Raw genomic sequence first — 17,664 nt, forward strand, 5'->3', positions numbered from 1 at the left:
CCTTCATTCGAACAGCGTTTTCGCGGCAGAGACGATGCCAGCAACAAATGATCCGGCGACCAGCACGGTCAAGGCCCAATATTCGATCGCGAGCGCCTTGTCGCGCCATTTGGGATCCTTGATCACCGGCACCGATGCCCTTGCCAATAGCGATCCCATTGGGCCGCATAGCCATCGCGGACCATCGCGCAGTTGAGGTCGCCCGACCGGGGCGAGGTGCAAAAGGCCGCCGTCCGATTGCCCCCGGCGCCGCCAGCTGACCGGCAGCGCATCGTCGGACCCTCGACCGTTACATGCCCCGTGCGCCGCGTGCCGATGCGCTCGCCGAGCAGCCTCACGAGATGATCGCGCGCATCGATGGGATCGGCGGCGGGGCAGGGGTGGCCCGCACGGCACGACCCGTCCATTTCGCGCGCCGCGATGCCCGAGAGACGAATATGCGGCCCCTCGGCGCACCAGATCGGCCCGTCGCCGTCCCATACGGCGACCGGCGTGCAATCGAACGATTGCCCGGCAGGGACAACCGTTGCTGCAAGGATGAGCGACAGGATCATTGCGGCTCGCACCCTTTTGGCCAAGGCTCATCGACGCCCCAACGGCCGCAGACGCCGTATGTGTTGGGCTTTTCATCGGTGCTCACGACCATCCGGCTATCGCCATCGACAATATCAACGAGCGTGGCGGCGAGTTGGCCGGCCGCATAGTCGCCCTTCAGTTCCGGGATCGGGTGACGCCCGCGGCCATGCCGCCCCTGGCGCATGGTTATGATCTTGATGTAAAAGCTGTCCTTCAAATCCTGTCGATCGATGCGCCGCATGTCAGTTGGCCACGGAGAACAGGACGGCGAAGCGAGCGCCACGCCGGGCGATTTCCGCCTCGGCCGCCTCTTTCGCAGCGCAATAGGCCTCAGCAGCGCGCAGGCTCGCGCCATGCTCGCGAAAGTGCGCGTCGGTTCGCTCTTCCGGGGACAGGCCTTCCGCGAGCAGCAAATCGACGCCATAGGCCGCCACAGCATCGGCTGCCGTGACCCCTTTGCTGGATAGAACAGCATGTGCCGCCGCGAGCGCAGCTTCCCGCACGTCGGGTGCCAATTGATCCTGGCCGTAGATCGTCAGACCGCTTGCCATCGTTCAATCCTCATAAAGCCGGGCGCGGACGTCCGAAGCCATCGCGTCGGCCGTCGTGGCGCGGGTCAGCAGGTCGGGGTTGCCGGTCCTCTCCGCGCGGTCGCGGTATCGGCGCGCGCGATCCTCGATATAGTCGGCAATCCGGTCGGCGTCCGAAGGACCGTTATGTCCGATCAGCGGTGTCATGCGTGCGCGGTCTCGACCTTGAATCCAAGGCTCCGACCCGGATGGGCAGGAGCGCTGTTAAGCGCCGCATTCAGTGCAGCACCAACATGCTTATCCGCACGAACAAGCTTGGGATCAACGCCGAAGCGTCGCCAGTCCGCTGCGGTGAACCGCTGCAAATCCACGCCCATCCCAATGTCGGGCAACCTGCGGGTGAAGGCGTCGATTTCCGCCGCTGTAACGCCATGCTTTTCCAATATGGCCTCAACCTCTTCGCGGGCACGATCGACCGTCTCCTGCGGCACGCCCCGGCCCACGATACTGAAGCCGCGAAAGCTCCTCGCCTGCACGTCCATCTTTCATCTCCGACTCGATTCTCGATTGCGCAAATGTTCCACTAATGTTCTCATTTGTCCAGCATGAGTCGCGACCTCGTCAACCCGATCCAGGACCTGTTCGACGCAGCGGTCCGGCATCACACGATCAAGGTGTCGTGCGGGTGCGGCAATGTCGGCATCTTCGATCCGCACGCGCTGTGGTATTTGTTCGAGCGGAAGGGATGGAACGACAAACTGCCCGCGGTGCGCAGGCGGATGCGGTGCCTGCAATGCTATGTGGCGAAACGAAAGCGGACGCTCGCGGCGCTCGAATTATGCGATGAAAATCACACGCGGCAATTGCCGATGCCGGATATCATCGAATGGAAGCGGCAGCTCAGGCGGCGGCGATAGACATCTCAGTCCGAGAGGGTTTCGTCCTCGATCGCCGCCGTGATCATCCGGTCCCAGGTGTCGGCGTCGCCCGCCGCGATCATGCGGCCGCTCGGTTCGCGCAGGGTGCGCAGAACCGCGAGCGCCGCCGGGGCATAGTCGGGCCAAAGATCGTCGACCGCGGATCCCGCCGATCCCAGGTCGCCTTCGGCGTTGCGGCTCAGCGCATGACCGGCCAGCACGCGGGCAACCCGCTCGACGGGCGCAGTCTTTGCAGCATCATATTCGGCGGTCATGTCATGTCTCCTTCGCATCGCGAACGCGCGTACGCCCGGCCGGTTGCCGATTGACAGGCTGGTCAGGCGCGGCATGATTGGAGCGTGTGCAACCTCTACACCAACAAAACCGCGGTGCAGGAGATGGCCGACCTGTTCAAGGCGTCGGCGCCGCACGGTTTCAACGCGCCTGCCGACGTCTATCCGGGCTATCCCGGCCTGGTCGTCCGCGAGCATGACGGCGCCCGCGCGATCGACCAGATGACATGGGGTTTTCCAGTGCGCCTCAAGGGCATGAAGCCGACGAGCAAGCCGCAGCCCGTCAACAACGCCCGCGACGACAAGCTTCTATCTCCGTTCTGGAAGCATTGGTTCACGACGCCGGCACATCGCTGTCTCATTCCGTTCACCGCCTTTGCCGAGGCCGAGGGGCCGAAGGGCAGGATGACGCGCACGTGGATCAGCGTCGCCGATCAGCCGACCGCGGCCTGGGCAGGGCTGTGGCGCCCGACCGACGAATGGGGCAATGCCTATACCGGCGTGATGGTCGATGCGACCGAGGAGCTTTTCGACATTCACGACCGGATGCCGGTAATATTGCACCCCGACGAGCACGAGGCATGGCTGCGCGCGCCCCCCGAGGAAGCGATATCGCTGGTGCGGCAATATCCCGCTAGCAGGCTGGTCGTCGACCGAACCGCCGAACCTTGGTCCAAGGCGAAACCCAGCGCATCGGACACGCCGTCGCTGCTTTAGTGGATTGGAGCGTTGCGTGAGCGACGGGGTGCTCATCGTCGGACTGACCGCGTTCGGGATCATACTGTTGTGCGTCATCCTCGTGCTTGCTGGCAGCAGCGATGACGAATGATCGCAAATGGGGTCGGGACTTTACTTGCTTCCCGCCCCTTAAGCTGAGGGCATCGACAATCGCTTCCGGTGGATCCCTCTCGCGTCCCAGGTCAGGCCAGCAGCCGCCGTAGGAAATAGACGCGGAAGAGGTCGAGCAGCGCCTCGGCCGTCTCGTTGTCGTTCGCATGCGCAATGACCAGCAGTCCGTCGTCCGGGGCCGCTGCGTATTCGAACGGATGAAGCCCCGTCAGCCGCAGCGTGGCGGGGTCGATTCCGTCGCGGCGGAGCGCGGCATGCGCGGCGTCGTCGATCGACAGCCCGATCCAGATCCCGGCGCTGCGCGCCGCGAGGTCATCGAGATCCCCGCGCTCGCTCGCGATCAATAGTTCAGCCCTGCCGTCCACTGCGAATCCCCCTTGGTTCACGCGCGCTCACCGCGGTTGATAAGCCGGAGGCACGAACCGCCCCGTCCGCGAATCCGGCGATCGATCCTGCACGCCTTGCTACGATTGCCTGCGCCTGGCCATGCCAAATTCGATGACATGCCCGGTAAAAATTCTTTAGCCGCCATTCGTCGCTCGCCGTTGCCGCAGGCCGCCCCGGTGCCCGAGTGAGCCGTGTGGCCGTCCGCGAAACGCCGCGCAACCAATGGCCGCCTCTTTTTTCCCCGCCCGCTGCGCGGGCTCCTCGCGCCCCGCGTTCCGCGTCCAAAAAAGCGCCGGCCATCCCTTCTCCGCTTCGCTGCGACCCTGCGGGTGCGCGGCGTTTCCATGGCGTCCGCCCTGTCCCTGCTCACGCTCCGGGGACGGTCTCCGGCAGCGATGAAGGAGACGAACAATGGCAGCTATCGGCTTTGTGAACGGCACCATCGAAAAAGGCTTCGTTGGTCAGCTCAAGACCCTCTCGATCCGCGCGAGCATCGAGATCCGTCCCAATCGCAACAAGGGAAGCGACGTCCAGCCCGATTTCCGGGTCTTTTCCGAGGGCGTCGAGATCGGGGCCGGCTGGGTTCGCACCGGCGAGGTGTCGGGCAAGACCTATGTCTCGCTGAGCCTCGCGGCGCCCGAGTTCGGACCGCGCCGGCTCTACGCCAACCTCGGCCGCGCCGCGGGCCAGGACGACGACGATACCTACGCCGTCATCTGGAACCCGGCCGACTGAGCGACGACCCCGCGTCCGCTCCGGCGGGCGCGGGGTCACCCTTTTCGTTGTCACGGCGTGATATTCGGCTAGGATTCCCGAGACATGAAAACCGATCTCGATCATCTTCCCGGCGGCAAGCAGCAAGACCTCGCGCGCATCGTCGAAATCCTCTTCGCCGAGTTCGAAGACGCGACCGCGCTTGCGACGCAGAAATGGAAGAAGCAGGGCCGCATCCTCAAGGTCATCCTCTACGGCAGCTACGCGCGCGGCGACTGGGTTGCCGATCCCAAGGGCGGCTATTACTCGGACTATGATATCCTCGTCGTCGTCAACGACGAGCGGCTGACCGATCCCGTCGACTATTGGTACAAGGCCGAGGACCGCTTCCTGCGCGATTATGGCGTGACGAAAAAGCTGTCGGCGCCCGTCGGCCTGATCGTCCATAGCCTCGCCGACGTGAACCAGCAGCTATCGCGCGGGCGGCCCTTCTTCATCGACATCGTGCGCGACGGGATCGTGCTCTATGAGCTCGGTACACAGGCGTTCGACACTCCCAAACCGCTGTCGCACGGAGAGGCGAGGGCAGAGGCTCAAGCATATTTCGACAAGTGGTTCAAAAGCGCGGCGGGCTTCCTTGAACTGGCGGTTTCAGCGGTTGAAAAAGGATTGAATAATCACGCAGCCTTCCTGCTGCATCAGGCCACCGAGCATTTTTATCACACGGTGCTGCACGTCCTGACGCTCTATTCGCCGAAATCGCACAAGATCAATTTCCTGCGCGACAAGTCCGAGGACATCGCGCGCGACCTCATTCCCGTCTGGCCGCGCGACAGCAAGTTCGGTCGCCGCTGCTTCGAGCTCTTGCAGCAGGCCTATGTCAACGCGCGCTACTCGCCGCACTACAAGATCACCGGCCCCGAACTCGAATGGCTCGTCGAGCGCATTGAGCTCTTGCAGGCCGAGGTAAAGGCGATTGCCGAGCGTCGGCTGGCGGAAGGCGTTGGCTCGTGACCGAGGTTGCCGAGCCCTTGGGTACGACGCCCGATCGCAAGATCGCGCTCCTGATCGACGCCGATAACGTCTCGCACAACAAGATCGGCGCGATGCTCGCCGAGCTCTCCAAATATGGCACCGCGAACATTCGTCGCGCTTACGGCAACTGGGCAAGCGATGGCCTCAAGGGTTGGAAGGACAAGCTCCACGATTTCGCGATCCGCCCGATCCAGCAGTTCAACTATTCGTCCGGCAAGAACGCGACCGACATCGCGCTCGTCATCGACGCGATGGAATTGCTCTACACGCAGAAACTCGACGCCTTCTGCCTCGCGTCGAGCGACGCCGATTTCACGCCGCTGGTGATGCAGCTCCGCGCCAACGGCCACGAGGTCTATGGCTTCGGCGAGCGCAAGACGCCGAGCCCCTTCGTCAACGCCTGCACCGCCTTCCTCTATCTCGATAGCCTCGAGGGGGAGGCGGGATCGGGGTCGCCCGATGCCTCGGCTGCGCGCGTTTCGAAGGCAAAAGCATCGACCAAGGCCAAAGAAGCCCCCGCCAAGCCGGCAAGCAAGTCGCTGGCGATGGATACCAAGCTCGTCACGACCCTTCGCGGTGCGGTCGAGGCCGCCGCGCGCGATGACGGCTGGGCGCTGGTGTCTGCCGCCGGCAGCGCCGCCAAGCGGCAGGCGCCGATCGAGCCGCGCAATTACGGCGCCAAGAATTTCCCGGCACTGTTCGCCGCGACCGGCCTGTTCGACATCGTGAAGGGTGACGACGGGCACAGCTATGTCGCGGACAAGCGCAACAAGGATCGAACGCCGAAGCCGACGGCGTAGCGGCTAGCCTCGCCGCCGACCGGGGGCCAAGGGGTCGTTTTTACCGCTTGGTGTCTTCGACCCTCCCGGGGAAGCGGCCGCGGCGACATCAACAGGGCACCAGGCGGCGCGTTGAGGCGCCGCGCATCGAGGTGCCATGCCATGACCGACATAACCGACAGCGATGCCAACGCGCGCGCGGCGCTCGCGCGGCGCGGGTCGCCCTTCCTCGCCCCCGACCAGGCGGCCTTCTATCTCGGCGTGTCGCCGCGCACACTGCAAGAATATCGGTCGGCCGGTACCGGCCCGCGCTTCCGGCGCCATAGCCGCCATATCCGCTACCATGTCGACGATCTCGACGCCTGGTCGCGGAGCGTCGGCGAGGCCGGTACCGATGCCTAGGGCGCCGGTTCGCATCGTCGGCGCGGCGCTTCGCGTAGCGCGGCGGCGGACGCGTACGCGGAGGTGCTGGATCGGCTTCTGTGCCGTCCTGTCGATCGCGCTGGCAGCGACATTGGCCGCGCCGCCGCGCCCGCGCTTGCTCTGGAACGCGAGTGCCAGCGCCCCGGTCGGCCTGTGGCGGGTCGTTCCCGGTGCACCCGTCCGCCGCGGCGACATGGTCGTCGCGCGGCTTGGGCAGCCTTGGCGCGACCTCGCTGCGCGGCGCCACTATCTCCCTGCCAATGTCCCGCTCCTGAAGCGCGTCGCCGCCGCGCCCGGCGATCGCGTCTGCGCCTTCGGTCCCTGGATCTTCGTCGAGGGCAGGGTGATCGCGCTCCGCCGCGGCGCCGATCGCCGCGGGCGGCCGCTGCCCTGGTGGCACGGTTGCCGGACGCTCGACGATGGCGCGATGCTGCTGATGATGGACGACCCCGCGAGCTTCGACGGGCGCTATTTCGGGCCGGTCGAGCGACGGGCGGTCGTCGGTAAGGCGGTGCCGCTATGGCTTCGCTAGGCCGCGCCGCGGCGTTCGCGGCGCTGCTGCTCGTCGCCGCCGCGCCGGTGCGCGCGCACTCGGTCGATCGCTGGCGGCCCCACATCGAGGAAGCCTCGACGCGCTTCGGAGTGCCGGCCGAATGGATCGAGCGCGTGATGCGCGCCGAGAGCGGCGGCCGCACGACGCTGGGCGGGCGCCCGATCACCAGCCGTGCCGGGGCGATGGGGTTGATGCAGCTCATGCCCGGCACCTGGGCGGCGATGCGCGCGCGGCTCGGGCTTGGGCCCGACCCGCACGCGCCGCGCGACAATATATTGGCGGGAACCCTGTACCTGCGCCTGATGTACGACCGCTTCGGCTATCCCGGCCTGTTCGCGGCCTATAACGCGGGGCCGGGGCGCTATTCCGCTTACCTCGCGGGCCGGCAGGGCCTGCCCGCCGAAACGCGCGCCTACGTTGCGCAAGTGGCGGGGTCGGGCCGTCTGTCCCGCTCAGCGCCGACGGCGCCCGTTCGTGCCACCCCGCTCGTAAACCCGATTGGCGACGCGCGCGCGTCGGAGCAGTCGATTTTCTTCATCCGGCGGTAGGTAGCGCTTGCCTGCCGCCACGTCATTCATGCGTAGCGGGTCGGTCGCGCGAAGAAATCTTGCGGGCCGCTGATGGCCCTTGATCATTCGCTGCCGATTATCCGAAGCGGCATTCCTCGCGTCTCGAGAAGATAGGTTTCGACGCCAGCGAGCAAATGCAGACCCTCGTCGGTGACGGCGGCGCGCGACAGGCCAGGCTGTACGATCCGCACATCGAACTCGAACCGATAGTCTTGCCAGGTCGCTTTGAGTCGCTTGAGGTCGGCTGCCTTACCCTCCTCGAAACGCGATCCCTGCTTTCGATCGAGGCGCAGCTTCTCGCGCTTGAGCATATGCGTGAAAATGCGATTAGGCCGATCGCGCCATCGGGCAGACTTCTGGGCCTGGCCACAGACTTCGTAGAGGTCGCTGAGCCGCGCGCCCGGGTCGTCCTTGCTCGAATATTTGCAGTGGTAGAGCACGACTTGGATGAGGCCTTCGGTGATGCGGAAGGTCACAACATCGGCGATCTCGCCTTTGCCATCGTCGTCGAACACGATGTCATAGCCAGGCTCTTCCTTCAGTAGCTTTTCGATCACCTTGCGTTGAACCGAGTCGGCCCGCTTTGCGGGGCCTTGCGACTCCACCCGGATATTCGCCTCACTCCAGTCCCAGGCTTCGATCTTTTCGGGCGGATAGGGCGTAAAGCTCTCGCCATCGGGCAGCGAATAGAGATGGCTGTAAATCAGCAGCGAGCCGTCGCCGAAATCGATTTGCGGGGAATCGTCCGAAAAGCTTTCCGAGAGTGGTTTCGTTTTGCCCGCCACCTTGATTGTCGCCGGCGCGCCGCTCTTCTGGGGGTAACTTGCGCTGCCATCGGCGAAATCGATCTCGAACTCGGCTGCAGCCGTGTCGTTCGATACGCGAAACCGGAGTGGCGTATCGACGTCGTGCCCGACCAGCTCGATATCGCTTTCGGTCAGCAAAAACGAATGCTCGCCGATGCTGATCTCGACCCGCTCCTCGATCTGGATCTGCAGCGATTCGGGCCAGTGAATCGCGACGGCTGGAACGCTCGGCCGCTCGGTAATCTGGCGCGGTCGCATCGCACTCTTGAACACCTCGTCGGTGGTGATCCCGGGATCGTCGACCTTCCGGCCGATCGCGTCGCACCATTCGACCCAGTCGCTCAGATCGTTCACCGGCGCAAAGGACCAGAATTTGCCTTTCGTTGAGCAGCCGCGTGTCGTGGGCATGCCGTCCAGGAATCCAGTTGCAAACGCATTGTTCTTGATCCGGCCCTGCGCCTTGGCGGTGGCCAGGCCCTCGGCGACATCGACCCCCATGTACATCGAATAGCGGACTCCCCGCCCCTGGTGATGGGTGAGGCCGAGATTGCGCAGGATGAGCCGCTTGAAGCCCTCAAGGCTTCGAAACACGTCTTCGCCCTGGACGCGCCGGGCAGCTTCGCCTCCGACAGCGCGCGCGAGACGGTCGTACGGACCTTTGCCCGAGCTGCTGATGTAGAGAAGGCGGCGGACCGGGTCCCAGTGCATCATGGTCAGGTCCCAGTAGATGTTCATCGCGTGCTGGGCGCTGGTCCAACGAGCCTGTTCCTCGGTCCGCGTCACGAAGATCGCGACATTGCGGTGCCGGTTTACCTTCATACCCAAGTACACGCCGGGATCATAAAGATCTTCGGCCTTGAGCGGGTCCCACAGGTCGCAATCAACCTTATAGACCATCGTATTCATCTTGGGGTCGAGCGTCTGCAGTGGAATATCGTTGAGATTCCCCGTGAAGCCCTTGAACATCTCGGATCGCCTGATCTGCCGGTCGATCTTCGCCGTGCTCAGGGATTCGACTAGGGCGTTCCAGTCTGCGTCTTCGGCATAAAGCTTCGCCAGCGACCGATCGATATCGTCAGGACCCGTGTTAGCAATCACTGTTGCATCGCCGAGGCGCGGATCCTGCCGTGTGAACCGGCCGACGAATTGAATGGTGACTGCGACGCTCTTGTGCGGGTCGTGCAGTGCTGCGATCTTGAGTTCGGGAAGGTCGAAGCCCTCACCGAGCATGTCGACGCATACGATAATCCGACTTTCGAAGCGCCTGAGGGAGCTGAGATTCTTGCGTCGCTCCTGCATGGCTTGCCGACTGTGAACGATCGCCGGCTTATATTCGGGATAGAGCGACCAGTAGAGTTGGTGCAGTGCTTTGGCCCGGTCGATCGTCGTGCACCGGGCCATCGCCAGGTGATTGCGACCCGAGGCTAGGTCGGCCTTGAGCACTTCGCCGAGCTTCTCGGCAATCGCGAGATCGGCGTCGGCCTGGTCCAGCCCGTTCACGGCCTCGAACCGGATCGGCTTGAAATAATTTTCGGCCTGCGCCTTCGCCAGCGGATAGGTGTAGATAAATTCGCCATCGACACGCCGGCCGTCTTCGCGGAACGGCGTCGCGGTGAACTGGACGATCGGCAACGGCGGCGTACGATCGATGAAAAGGCCGCGAAACCGCGCCCATGTCGGAGCCCCGATATGGTGAGCTTCGTCGATGAACAGCGCCGAGGCCAGCGCTGCCATCCGATCTTGGACATCAGCGTCCGCGCGCCCAGCGATATGCATAGTCGCGACAATGACATTAGCGCTTGCAAACAGGCGGTCTACGTCTTCGGGGGAGCTGGGAATATGGGTGAGACGCATCACGAGCGGATATTCGGCGGATCCGCTTAGGCAATCCTGCTGCTTCAAGACGCCGAACGACTCGAATTTGTCGGCGATCTGGTCGCGGAGCGCATCGGTTGGCACGACGACGAGCAGCCTATCAAACTGTCGCTGCGCATTGAGTGCCAGCATCGTCTCGGTCTTACCTGTCCCGGTCGGCATGACGATCGTTGCCGGCGCCTGTGATCGTGTCGCATGTGCCAATGCGGCGTGAAGCGCTCCAATTTGCGGACGGCGAAAGCCCGGAGAAGCCGGGGTTGTGCCGGATGCAGCCGTTGCTTCCCTGAGGCTGACTGTTCCATTCCAGGAGCGCGTTATCGCCGCGATTTTCTCAGCGACCGCGTCGTCATCCATCGTCGCGATATCGATCGTCGACGTGCCGAGCCACCGTCCCTCTCCGCGCTGAAGTGCGGCGACAATGGTAGCCTCGTCATGCGCTCCCGGCACGAGGAGGATAAGGTCGGCGTCCAGATTTGTCGCGGTCTTCGCGGCTATGATTCTGAGATGTTCGTCTGTCGAAAGACGCGTTTCGAAGCCCTCGATCCGCATCATGTTGAACTTGGTGAGAACCACCTTTTCGCGCCGGGCCGGAACTGCGATCTGCTGGACGCGACTGTTCAGTATCTTGCCCTGGATGGCATAGAGTGGAGGCAAGAGAAGCTCGACCTCTTCGGTAAATAGCCCGAATTGGCCCATGGAACTCGATTGGCGACGGCGGCTCATCGGTCGCGCTCCAGCGCTATCAAATTTTGAACTTTCGCGCCGTTCGGCTGCGTTTCTTTCCCATCGCTCATCGCGGGCCTCCCCGCCCACGTCCGATCATAGGACATTGCGTGACGCTGTGGAAGCATCGCGGCGGCGCGATGCGCGAAGGTGCGCGGGAAAGAAGAGCGCACACTGGCGGCGGGGGCCGCCGCCAGGGGTCGCGCGTTGTTTTTGCCCGCGCATGCGCTCTTGGCTTTGGCCGGGGGCACGGCGGCGGCGCCCGTGCGCCGGGTGAACAGCGCCCCGCGCTGTCCAGGCCATGGCGGGGCCATGGCCGACCCGGTCCCGCCCGCGCGTACGCCGCCGCGCCGGCGGCGTCGCCAAGGGCGCGTTTCTCGTTGGGTGCCTGCAGCACGATGTGGTCGCCGCGCGCGATGGCGCGCGGCGGCGTTCGGTTCGGGGCCTTCCCGCCGTCGCGGCGGTGGCCGGCGCTCCCTCCTGGGCGCGGCCCGGCGCCCCGCAAGCCGGCTGCGCCGGCTCCTCCTCTGCGTTCCGGTCCTGCGGATGCGGGCCGCCTCATAGCCGCGCCCGGCAGGTCGCAACGCGCCGCCCACCCCCACTCCGGGGGAGGCCCATGGGGTTTTGGGCGCTCGAGGAGGATAGCAATGGACAGGATCAGCAAGCGTCGCGCGCGGCGCGCGGGTGGGGCATGGCGCCTTGAAGGGAGGGCGGCATGATCTTGCTCACCTCCGAGTTGCGCGCGGCCTTGCGCGCCAATGACATCGCCCGCCGTGCCGCGCAGCAGGGCGCGCAGCGCGAACCCGACCCGGTGCCGGTCGTCAAGTTTTTCTCACCCGTCGGCGCCGCGACATGGCTCGCGACCGAGCTCGATGCCGACGGCGACACGCTTTTCGGCCTCGCCGATCTCGGCTTCGGCTGCCCCGAACTCGGCAGCTTCTCGCTCGCCGAAATTGCGAGCGTGCGCTTGCCGTTCGGCCTCGCCATCGAGCGCGACCTGCATTTCACGTCGGCTCACCCGCTCTCGGCCTGGGCCGACGCGGCGCGCCGCGCGGGGTCGATCATCGGCGCCGAGCGCGACCTTCGCCGCACCGGGGGGAATGACGGCGACAACGAACTTCCATCGACCGATGGATGACGCGCGGCGCGTTTCCGCCGCAATCGAACCGGTCCCGCCCCGCTTCAAGACAAGACGGGACCGGCGCTCACAAGGAGCAAGACTATGAAACTCGACTTTATCGACCTTGGCAAGCTGTCGATCAGCAAGGCCAATATGCGCTACGCGAAAAAGGCGCCCGACGTGTCCGATATCCTTCCGACCGTGCGCGCGCGCGGCGTCCTCGTGCCGCTGATCGTGCGCCCCAACTGCGGTCCCGACGCCTATGAGATCGTCGCGGGCGCGCGGCGCTACACCGCCGCCAAGCTCGTCGCCGACGAGCGCGGCGATGGCAGCGCCGACCCGCTGCCGTGCGCGATCCTCGACGAGGGCGACGATGCCGCCGCCATCGAGGCGTCGCTCATCGAGAATGTCGCGCGGCTCGCGCCCGACGAGGTGACGCGTTGGGAAACCTTCACCAAGCTGGTGCGCGAAGGCCGTGACCCTGCCGATATTTCGGCGACCTTCGGCATTCCCGAACCGGGGGTGAAGCGCATTCTCGCGCTCGGCAATCTCTTGCCACGCATTCGCGACCTATACCGGCGCGAGGAGATCGATGCCGCGACCGTCCGCCACCTCACGCTCGCGAGCAGGAGCCAGCAGAAGGCGTGGCTCGCGCTCCACGACGACCCGCAAAGCTATTGTCCGACCGGCCATCAGCTCAAGGCATGGCTGTTCGGCGGCGCGTCGATCAAGACCGAACATGCGCTGTTCGACGTCGAGGCCAGCGGACTCGCGGTGATCGCCGACCTGTTCGGCGAGGACCGCTATTTCGCCGACGCCGACGCCTTCTGGACCGCGCAGAATGCCGCCATCGACGCGCGCCGCGAAGCCTATCTGGACGAGGGGTGGAGCGACGTGGTGATCGTCCCGCCGGGCGAATATTTCCACCGCTACGATTTCGCCAAGGCGCCCAAGCGCAAGGGCGGGCGCGTCTATATCGACGTGCGCGAGAACGGCGAAATCGCCGTCTACGAAGGCTATGTGACCGCCAAGGAAGGCAAAAGGCTCGAACGCGGCGAGGCAATCGATACCGGCCCCACGGCGCCGCGCCCCGAAATCACGCGCACGATGCAGACCTATGTCGACCTCCATCGCCATGCCGCCGTGCGCACCGCGCTCACCCACCATCCGAAGGTCGCGCTGCGCCTGGTGGTCGCCCACGCCATCGCCGGGTCGCACCTGTGGAAGGTGCAGCCCGAACCGCAGGCCTGCCGCAACGAGGCGGTGCGCGAGTCGGTCGAAACCTGCAAGGGCGAGACCGAGTTCGACAAGAAACGCCGCGCCGTGCTCGACCTGCTCGGCTTCTCGCCCGAGGAGCCGACGGTGACCGGCGGCAATGGCGACGGCTTTGGGCTTGCCGGGATTTTCCTGCGCCTGCTCGACCTTCCCGACCGCGCGGTCATGGACGTCATCATGATCGTCATCGGCGAAACGCTCGCCGCTGGAAGCGCCGCGGTCGAGGCGGTCGGCGCCGAAATCGGGGTCGATATGGCGACCTACTGGCAGGCCGACGAGGCCTTTTTCGAAGCCTTGCGCGACAAGGAGGTGCTGACGCGCATCGTCGCCGAGGTCGCAGGCGAAGCGGTCGCCGCCGCCAACGCAAAGGAGAAGGGCGCGACCTTGAAGCGCATTATCCGCGATCACCTCGACGGGTCGAACGGGCGCGCGAAGGTCGAAGGCTGGGTGCCGAAATGGATGGCTTTCCCGCCGTCGGCCTACACCGCGCGCGGTGGGGTCGGCACGGTCGCGGCCCACGCAAGGGTGCAGGCGGCGCGCACCGGCAATGGCCCCGAACCGGCGGGTCCGGGTGCGGCGATCGCGCTCCCGGCACCGGCGAAAGCCGAGGCGGAGCCGCCGGCCGAACGCCAAGCCGCGTGACCTTCGAGCGGGCGGCGGCGCGCCGCCGCCCGCCTGTTTCAGCATCGCGCCGCCCGCCGCTTTCGCGGTTCGGGCGGCGCATTTTTTGCGTCTTTGGTCCTGTCGATAAACAGCCGGTCGCGACCAAAAAATCTGCCGACGCGGGTTGCAATTGAGGTTCAGGAAAGAGGCTGTCTGCTCGGATCGGCCAAGCATCCGGCAGCGAACGGGCCGCGTCAAGGACGACGGGGCCCCACCATTTTGCTGCGCAAAATCGTGACCCCCATCGCCGCTGCGCGGCCGCTCCGCGGTCCTTGACCCGGCCCGCCCGCCGCCGGGCGAGGCTCCCATCTTTCACGAAAAGCCAGGAGGCAGATATGCGTATCGAACAGCAAATCGAGGAACTGCGCGCCGAACTTTCATGGTGCGACGACGCGGGCGAACGGCGCCAGATCGCGGCCGAATTGCGCGCCGCCGAGCGGCAATGGCGCTGCACCAACCGGGCAGATCGGCGGCCGGAAATCGCAGATCGGCGATAGCTCGCTGGGCATCGAGCGAGGCCGAAACCGGAGCGGCGCCAGCAGGCGCTGCTCCTTTTTTGCTCGCGGAAGGGGATCGAGGAATGACGCGAGCGGTAGGGAGAATGGGGAGGGGCGGAAGGCAAGATAGAAAGCTACGGCACCCCCGGGTACCGTAACGCATTGTCTGCACGTCCTTTTTAGTGGGTTTGAGACAGTGCCGTCCTGCCGGCGACGGTGCCGACCCGGCAGAAAGCGGCGGTTTTCCGCCCATTTTTCCGGCACCGATTTTCATCTTTTGGGTGCGCGCCCATAATTGCGCTCCCTCTCCCTTTAACTGCATCGACGATGTCCACCGAAGATGATTTCGAACCGCGGCTCGGCCGCATCGGCGACAAGGGCCGCAAGCCGCGTTCACGCAGGTTCCTCTCGCGCGTGATCGCCGCCGCCAATCTTGCGCGCGGAGGCGCGTCTGGTCTGGCCCGCCAGCCGGCGTTCACCGGCAGCCGGATCGGGCGCGGTGCCGGGGTCGGCCGCGTCCTGTCGGCGCGCGACCGCTACGCTGCTTTCCGCCGACGCCGCGTCATCGTCAAGACCCGGACCGTCAAACTCGGCGGCAAGGGCTTCGAGGGCGCCAAGGCGCATCTTCGCTATGTCGAGCGCGACGGCACGACGCGCGAGGGCGGGCGCGGGCAACTCTACAGCGCCGACAGCGACGCCGTGGACCGGGGCGCCTGGCTGGAACCGGCGAAGGACGACCGCCACCAATTTCGCTTCATCGTCAGCGCCGAGGACGGCATGGAATATGACGACCTCAAGCCGCTGACGCGGCGGCTCATGGCCAGGGTCGAGGAGGACTTGGGGACGACTCTCGATTGGGTGGCGGTCGATCACTATAACACCGGGCATCCCCACACCCATGTCATCGTCCGCGGCAAGGACGCGCGCGACAGGGACCTGGTCATCGCGCGCGACTATATCAGCCATGGCCTGCGCGAACGCGCGTGCGAGCTGGTCGATCTCGACCTTGGTCCGCGCACCGACCGGGCGATCGAGCAGCGGCTTCGCGCCGAGGTCGAGCAGGAACGGCTCACCGGCATCGACCGCGCGATGCTGCGCGAGGCCGACAAGGGCATATTGGTCAGTTCGCAGGCACGCGGGCCGTTCGACCATGACATTCGCATGGGCCGCCTCAAGACGCTCGAGCGTCTCGGGTTGGCGAGCCGGCACGGCGCGGCGCATTGGCGGCTGGCCCCCGGGATGTCCGAGACGCTGCGCCGGATGGGCGAGCGCGCCGACATCGTCCGCACGATGCAGCGCGCCTATGCGGCGCGAGGGACCGCGCCTGCGCCTGTCGACCAGGCCATTTATGATCCGGCCGCGGCCGATGCCCGCCCGCTCATAGGCCGCCTCGTCGAACGAGGACTGTCCGACGAACATGCCGACCGTCATTATGTCATCGTCGAAGCCATCGACGGCCGTACCCATTATGCCGAGATCGGGAAGGGCGGGGCGGTCGGTCCGATCCCCAACGATGCGATTGTCGAGATCAGGCCGCGCGGCAGCGGCGTTCGGGCCGTCGATCGCGCGATCGCCGAGGTCGCTGCCGCCAACGGCGGGCGCTATTCGATCGACGCGCACTTGAAGCATGACCAGGCAGCCAGCGAACGCTTTGCCGAAGCCCATTTTCGCAGGCTCGAGGCGATGCGGCGCGTCGCGGGCAACGTCGAGCGCGAACCCGGCGGGACCTGGATCATTACCCCCGACCACCTCGCCAAGGTGGAAGCGTTCGAAGCCCGCCAGCTTCGCGACCAACCCGTCTCCATCGAGATCCTCTCGGCGGTGCCGCTCGACAAGCTGCCGGGAACGGAGGCCGCGACCTGGCTCGACCGCGAACTGGTCGCCGACAATCCCGTACCGCTGCGCGATGCCGGTTTCGGGCTGGAGGTCCGTGCCGCGCAGGCCATGCGGCGGCAATGGCTGGTCGCCGAGCAGCTTGCCGGGGAAAAGGACGGCCAAACCGTGTATCGCCGCGACCTGCTCGCGGCCTTGCAGCGCCGCGAATTGTTTCGGGTCGCGCGCCAGCTATCGGGTGAAATCGGCAAACACTTCGTCGAAGCGAAGCCGGGAGAGCCGATCGAGGGACGCCTGGTCCGCACGGTCGAGATGGTGAGCGGACGCCATGCGCTGGTCGAGCGATCGCGCGACTTCACGCTGGTTCCGTGGCGCCCGGTGATGGAGCGGCATATCGGCAAGAACGTCTCAGGCATCATGCGCGAGGGCGGTATTAGCTGGACTTTCGGGCGCCAGCGGGGCGGTCCGAGCATCTCGTGACCTCATTTGGCCGCAAGCAGATCGGCGGCGTTGGAGACGAGCCGGGTGAGGGCAGTCGCGATCGGAGAGAGCCCTTGAATCCATATATAGCCTTCCTAACTTTTCATCGCCGGACGCCAGGTTCGGGTCCGGTTGGACATGGAGAGCGTCGGCTCTTCGCTACCGGCGCATCTCATGCCCGAATTGCTTCGAGAAGGAGGATTTGGAGATGAGAAGCAACTTCGACTTTACGCCCTATCGGCGCTCCACGGTCGGCTTCGACCGTCTTTTCGATCTGCTCGAGACCGGCATGCGCGGCGACGCGACCGACGGCTACCCGCCCTTCGACATCGTGAGGGACGGCGAGGACAGCTACCGGATCACGCTCGCGGTCGCCGGTTTCCGCCCCGACGAGATCGAGGTGGTCGCGCAGCAGAACCAGCTCACCGTCACCGGCAAGCGCAACGAGGATGATGGCAAGGGCCAGTATCTGCACCGAGGCATTGCCGCGCGTGACTTCGAGCGGCGCTTCCAGCTCGCCGATTTCATCGAAGTCGGCGAGGCGGGCTTCGACAACGGTCTGCTTTCGATCGAGCTGAAGCGCGTCGTCCCCGAGGCGTTGAAACCGCGCAAGATCGCGATCGGCGGCGGCAGATCCGCGCGCGAACGGATTGAATCGCGCAAGGAGAAGGCGGCCGAAGTCGCCTGATCCCGCAACAAAGGAACGGCCCTCCGGCGCCGCCTGCCCGAGGCGGGCCGGTCGGCCACGCTCATTCCAGCCAGAAAGG

At 65.5% G+C, this 17,664-nt stretch carries 22 protein-coding genes; 13 read left to right on the forward strand and 9 right to left on the reverse strand.

From position 1 onward, the window contains the following. Positions 1-3: 3 nt before the first annotated feature. From AC58D2_RS08880 to AC58D2_RS08905, 6 genes are read right to left on the reverse strand one after another with little or no spacing between them, the layout of a single operon-like run. The gene (locus AC58D2_RS08880) at positions 4-126 is read right to left on the reverse strand and encodes a hypothetical protein (protein ID WP_497389411.1); all 123 of its coding nucleotides are present in this window, start codon (positions 124-126) and stop codon (positions 4-6) included. Next, positions 123-554 carry a thermonuclease family protein gene (locus AC58D2_RS08885; protein ID WP_497389413.1) on the reverse strand — a complete coding sequence of 144 codons (432 nt, stop codon included), beginning with the start codon at positions 552-554 and terminating at the stop codon, positions 123-125. The genes AC58D2_RS08880 and AC58D2_RS08885 overlap by 4 nt, the downstream gene beginning before the upstream one ends. Then, positions 551-817 carry a hypothetical protein gene (locus AC58D2_RS08890; protein WP_497389415.1) on the reverse strand — a complete coding sequence of 89 codons (267 nt, stop codon included), beginning with the start codon at positions 815-817 and terminating at the stop codon, positions 551-553. The genes AC58D2_RS08885 and AC58D2_RS08890 overlap by 4 nt, the downstream gene beginning before the upstream one ends. 1 nt (position 818) lies before the next feature. Then, positions 819-1,127, reverse strand: a complete 309-nt coding sequence (locus AC58D2_RS08895) for a hypothetical protein (RefSeq protein ID WP_497389417.1) — start codon at positions 1,125-1,127, stop codon at positions 819-821. Positions 1,128-1,130: 3 nt separating this feature from the next. Then, positions 1,131-1,313: a hypothetical protein gene (locus AC58D2_RS08900; RefSeq protein ID WP_497389419.1), complete on the reverse strand. Its 183-nt coding sequence runs from the start codon at positions 1,311-1,313 to the stop codon at positions 1,131-1,133. Continuing rightward, the gene (locus AC58D2_RS08905; protein WP_497389421.1) at positions 1,310-1,648 is read right to left on the reverse strand and encodes a hypothetical protein; all 339 of its coding nucleotides are present in this window, start codon (positions 1,646-1,648) and stop codon (positions 1,310-1,312) included. The genes AC58D2_RS08900 and AC58D2_RS08905 overlap by 4 nt, the downstream gene beginning before the upstream one ends. A 63-nt stretch (positions 1,649-1,711) precedes the next feature. Between AC58D2_RS08905 and AC58D2_RS08910 the strand changes: the two genes are divergently transcribed. Beyond that, positions 1,712-2,023, forward strand: coding sequence for a hypothetical protein (locus AC58D2_RS08910; protein WP_497389423.1), 312 nt, complete (start codon positions 1,712-1,714; stop codon positions 2,021-2,023). A 5-nt stretch (positions 2,024-2,028) separates the two neighbouring features. Here AC58D2_RS08910 and AC58D2_RS08915 read toward each other — a convergent pair whose 3' ends face one another. Further along, positions 2,029-2,298 (reverse strand): hypothetical protein, encoded by a 270-nt coding sequence (locus AC58D2_RS08915; protein WP_497389425.1) that lies wholly within the window; start codon positions 2,296-2,298, stop codon positions 2,029-2,031. 84 nt (positions 2,299-2,382) lie between these two features. Between AC58D2_RS08915 and AC58D2_RS08920 the strand changes: the two genes are divergently transcribed. Continuing rightward, on the forward strand, positions 2,383-3,033 hold the full coding sequence (locus AC58D2_RS08920) for an SOS response-associated peptidase (RefSeq protein WP_497389427.1): 651 nt from the start codon (positions 2,383-2,385) through the stop codon (positions 3,031-3,033). A gap of 203 nt (positions 3,034-3,236) precedes the next feature. Here AC58D2_RS08920 and AC58D2_RS08925 read toward each other — a convergent pair whose 3' ends face one another. Beyond that, positions 3,237-3,509 (reverse strand): hypothetical protein, encoded by a 273-nt coding sequence (locus AC58D2_RS08925; protein WP_497389429.1) that lies wholly within the window; start codon positions 3,507-3,509, stop codon positions 3,237-3,239. A 454-nt stretch (positions 3,510-3,963) separates the two neighbouring features. Between AC58D2_RS08925 and AC58D2_RS08930 the strand changes: the two genes are divergently transcribed. From AC58D2_RS08930 to AC58D2_RS08955, 6 genes are all read left to right on the forward strand, one after another. Further along, positions 3,964-4,287 (forward strand): DUF736 domain-containing protein, encoded by a 324-nt coding sequence (locus AC58D2_RS08930; RefSeq protein ID WP_497389431.1) that lies wholly within the window; start codon positions 3,964-3,966, stop codon positions 4,285-4,287. Between the two features lie 84 nt (positions 4,288-4,371). Beyond that, complete coding sequence (locus tag AC58D2_RS08935) at positions 4,372-5,280, forward strand: HEPN domain-containing protein (RefSeq protein WP_497389433.1); 909 nt, start codon at positions 4,372-4,374, stop codon at positions 5,278-5,280. Then, the gene (locus AC58D2_RS08940) at positions 5,277-6,101 is read left to right on the forward strand and encodes an NYN domain-containing protein (RefSeq protein ID WP_497389435.1); all 825 of its coding nucleotides are present in this window, start codon (positions 5,277-5,279) and stop codon (positions 6,099-6,101) included. Before AC58D2_RS08935 ends, AC58D2_RS08940 begins: the two co-directional genes overlap by 4 nt. Before the next feature lie 141 nt (positions 6,102-6,242). After that, positions 6,243-6,482 carry a helix-turn-helix domain-containing protein gene (locus tag AC58D2_RS08945; protein ID WP_497389437.1) on the forward strand — a complete coding sequence of 80 codons (240 nt, stop codon included), beginning with the start codon at positions 6,243-6,245 and terminating at the stop codon, positions 6,480-6,482. Next, the gene (locus AC58D2_RS08950; protein WP_497389439.1) at positions 6,475-7,035 is read left to right on the forward strand and encodes a S26 family signal peptidase; all 561 of its coding nucleotides are present in this window, start codon (positions 6,475-6,477) and stop codon (positions 7,033-7,035) included. The genes AC58D2_RS08945 and AC58D2_RS08950 overlap by 8 nt, the downstream gene beginning before the upstream one ends. Beyond that, on the forward strand, positions 7,023-7,604 hold the full coding sequence (locus AC58D2_RS08955) for a lytic transglycosylase domain-containing protein (RefSeq protein WP_497389441.1): 582 nt from the start codon (positions 7,023-7,025) through the stop codon (positions 7,602-7,604). Before AC58D2_RS08950 ends, AC58D2_RS08955 begins: the two co-directional genes overlap by 13 nt. Before the next feature lie 83 nt (positions 7,605-7,687). Here AC58D2_RS08955 and AC58D2_RS08960 read toward each other — a convergent pair whose 3' ends face one another. Beyond that, complete coding sequence (locus tag AC58D2_RS08960; protein WP_497389443.1) at positions 7,688-10,660, reverse strand: DEAD/DEAH box helicase; 2,973 nt, start codon at positions 10,658-10,660, stop codon at positions 7,688-7,690. Positions 10,661-11,744: 1,084 nt separating this feature from the next. Between AC58D2_RS08960 and AC58D2_RS08965 the strand changes: the two genes are divergently transcribed. The 5 genes from AC58D2_RS08965 to AC58D2_RS08985 all read left to right on the forward strand — a co-directional run bounded on the left by AC58D2_RS08965 (position 11,745) and on the right by AC58D2_RS08985 (position 17,585). Continuing rightward, positions 11,745-12,167 carry a DUF2958 domain-containing protein gene (locus tag AC58D2_RS08965; RefSeq protein WP_497389445.1) on the forward strand — a complete coding sequence of 141 codons (423 nt, stop codon included), beginning with the start codon at positions 11,745-11,747 and terminating at the stop codon, positions 12,165-12,167. 84 nt (positions 12,168-12,251) lie between these two features. Next, positions 12,252-14,066, forward strand: a complete 1,815-nt coding sequence (locus AC58D2_RS08970; protein WP_497389447.1) for a ParB/RepB/Spo0J family partition protein — start codon at positions 12,252-12,254, stop codon at positions 14,064-14,066. A 356-nt stretch (positions 14,067-14,422) separates the two neighbouring features. Next, positions 14,423-14,584: a hypothetical protein gene (locus AC58D2_RS08975; RefSeq protein WP_497389449.1), complete on the forward strand. Its 162-nt coding sequence runs from the start codon at positions 14,423-14,425 to the stop codon at positions 14,582-14,584. 327 nt (positions 14,585-14,911) lie between these two features. Beyond that, entirely contained in the window at positions 14,912-16,897 is a 1,986-nt protein-coding gene (rlxS, locus tag AC58D2_RS08980) for a relaxase/mobilization nuclease RlxS (protein WP_497389451.1), read from the forward strand. A 208-nt stretch (positions 16,898-17,105) separates the two neighbouring features. Next, entirely contained in the window at positions 17,106-17,585 is a 480-nt protein-coding gene (locus AC58D2_RS08985) for an Hsp20 family protein (RefSeq protein ID WP_497389453.1), read from the forward strand. Positions 17,586-17,664: the final 79 nt, after the last annotated feature.

The sequence above is a fragment of the Sphingopyxis sp. CR5 genome, assembly GCF_059693785.1.

Bases quoted from the DNA above. Each gene is read 5' to 3' on its own strand.
- AC58D2_RS08885 (WP_497389413.1), bottom strand. From the start codon at position 554: ATGATCCTGTCGCTCATCCTTGCAGCAACGGTTGTCCCTGCCGGGCAA.
- AC58D2_RS08890 (WP_497389415.1), bottom strand. From the start codon at position 817: ATGCGGCGCATCGATCGACAGGATTTGAAGGACAGCTTTTACATCAAG.
- AC58D2_RS08895 (WP_497389417.1), bottom strand. From the start codon at position 1,127: ATGGCAAGCGGTCTGACGATCTACGGCCAGGATCAATTGGCACCCGAC.
- AC58D2_RS08900 (WP_497389419.1), bottom strand. From the start codon at position 1,313: ATGACACCGCTGATCGGACATAACGGTCCTTCGGACGCCGACCGGATT.
- AC58D2_RS08905 (WP_497389421.1), bottom strand. From the start codon at position 1,648: ATGGACGTGCAGGCGAGGAGCTTTCGCGGCTTCAGTATCGTGGGCCGG.
- AC58D2_RS08910 (WP_497389423.1), top strand. From the start codon at position 1,712: ATGAGTCGCGACCTCGTCAACCCGATCCAGGACCTGTTCGACGCAGCG.
- AC58D2_RS08915 (WP_497389425.1), bottom strand. From the start codon at position 2,298: ATGACCGCCGAATATGATGCTGCAAAGACTGCGCCCGTCGAGCGGGTT.
- AC58D2_RS08930 (WP_497389431.1), top strand. From the start codon at position 3,964: ATGGCAGCTATCGGCTTTGTGAACGGCACCATCGAAAAAGGCTTCGTT.
- AC58D2_RS08935 (WP_497389433.1), top strand. From the start codon at position 4,372: ATGAAAACCGATCTCGATCATCTTCCCGGCGGCAAGCAGCAAGACCTC.
- AC58D2_RS08945 (WP_497389437.1), top strand. From the start codon at position 6,243: ATGACCGACATAACCGACAGCGATGCCAACGCGCGCGCGGCGCTCGCG.
- AC58D2_RS08950 (WP_497389439.1), top strand. From the start codon at position 6,475: ATGCCTAGGGCGCCGGTTCGCATCGTCGGCGCGGCGCTTCGCGTAGCG.
- AC58D2_RS08955 (WP_497389441.1), top strand. From the start codon at position 7,023: ATGGCTTCGCTAGGCCGCGCCGCGGCGTTCGCGGCGCTGCTGCTCGTC.
- AC58D2_RS08960 (WP_497389443.1), bottom strand. From the start codon at position 10,660: ATGGATGACGACGCGGTCGCTGAGAAAATCGCGGCGATAACGCGCTCC.
- AC58D2_RS08965 (WP_497389445.1), top strand. From the start codon at position 11,745: ATGATCTTGCTCACCTCCGAGTTGCGCGCGGCCTTGCGCGCCAATGAC.
- AC58D2_RS08970 (WP_497389447.1), top strand. From the start codon at position 12,252: ATGAAACTCGACTTTATCGACCTTGGCAAGCTGTCGATCAGCAAGGCC.
- AC58D2_RS08975 (WP_497389449.1), top strand. From the start codon at position 14,423: ATGCGTATCGAACAGCAAATCGAGGAACTGCGCGCCGAACTTTCATGG.
- rlxS (WP_497389451.1), top strand. From the start codon at position 14,912: ATGTCCACCGAAGATGATTTCGAACCGCGGCTCGGCCGCATCGGCGAC.
- AC58D2_RS08985 (WP_497389453.1), top strand. From the start codon at position 17,106: ATGAGAAGCAACTTCGACTTTACGCCCTATCGGCGCTCCACGGTCGGC.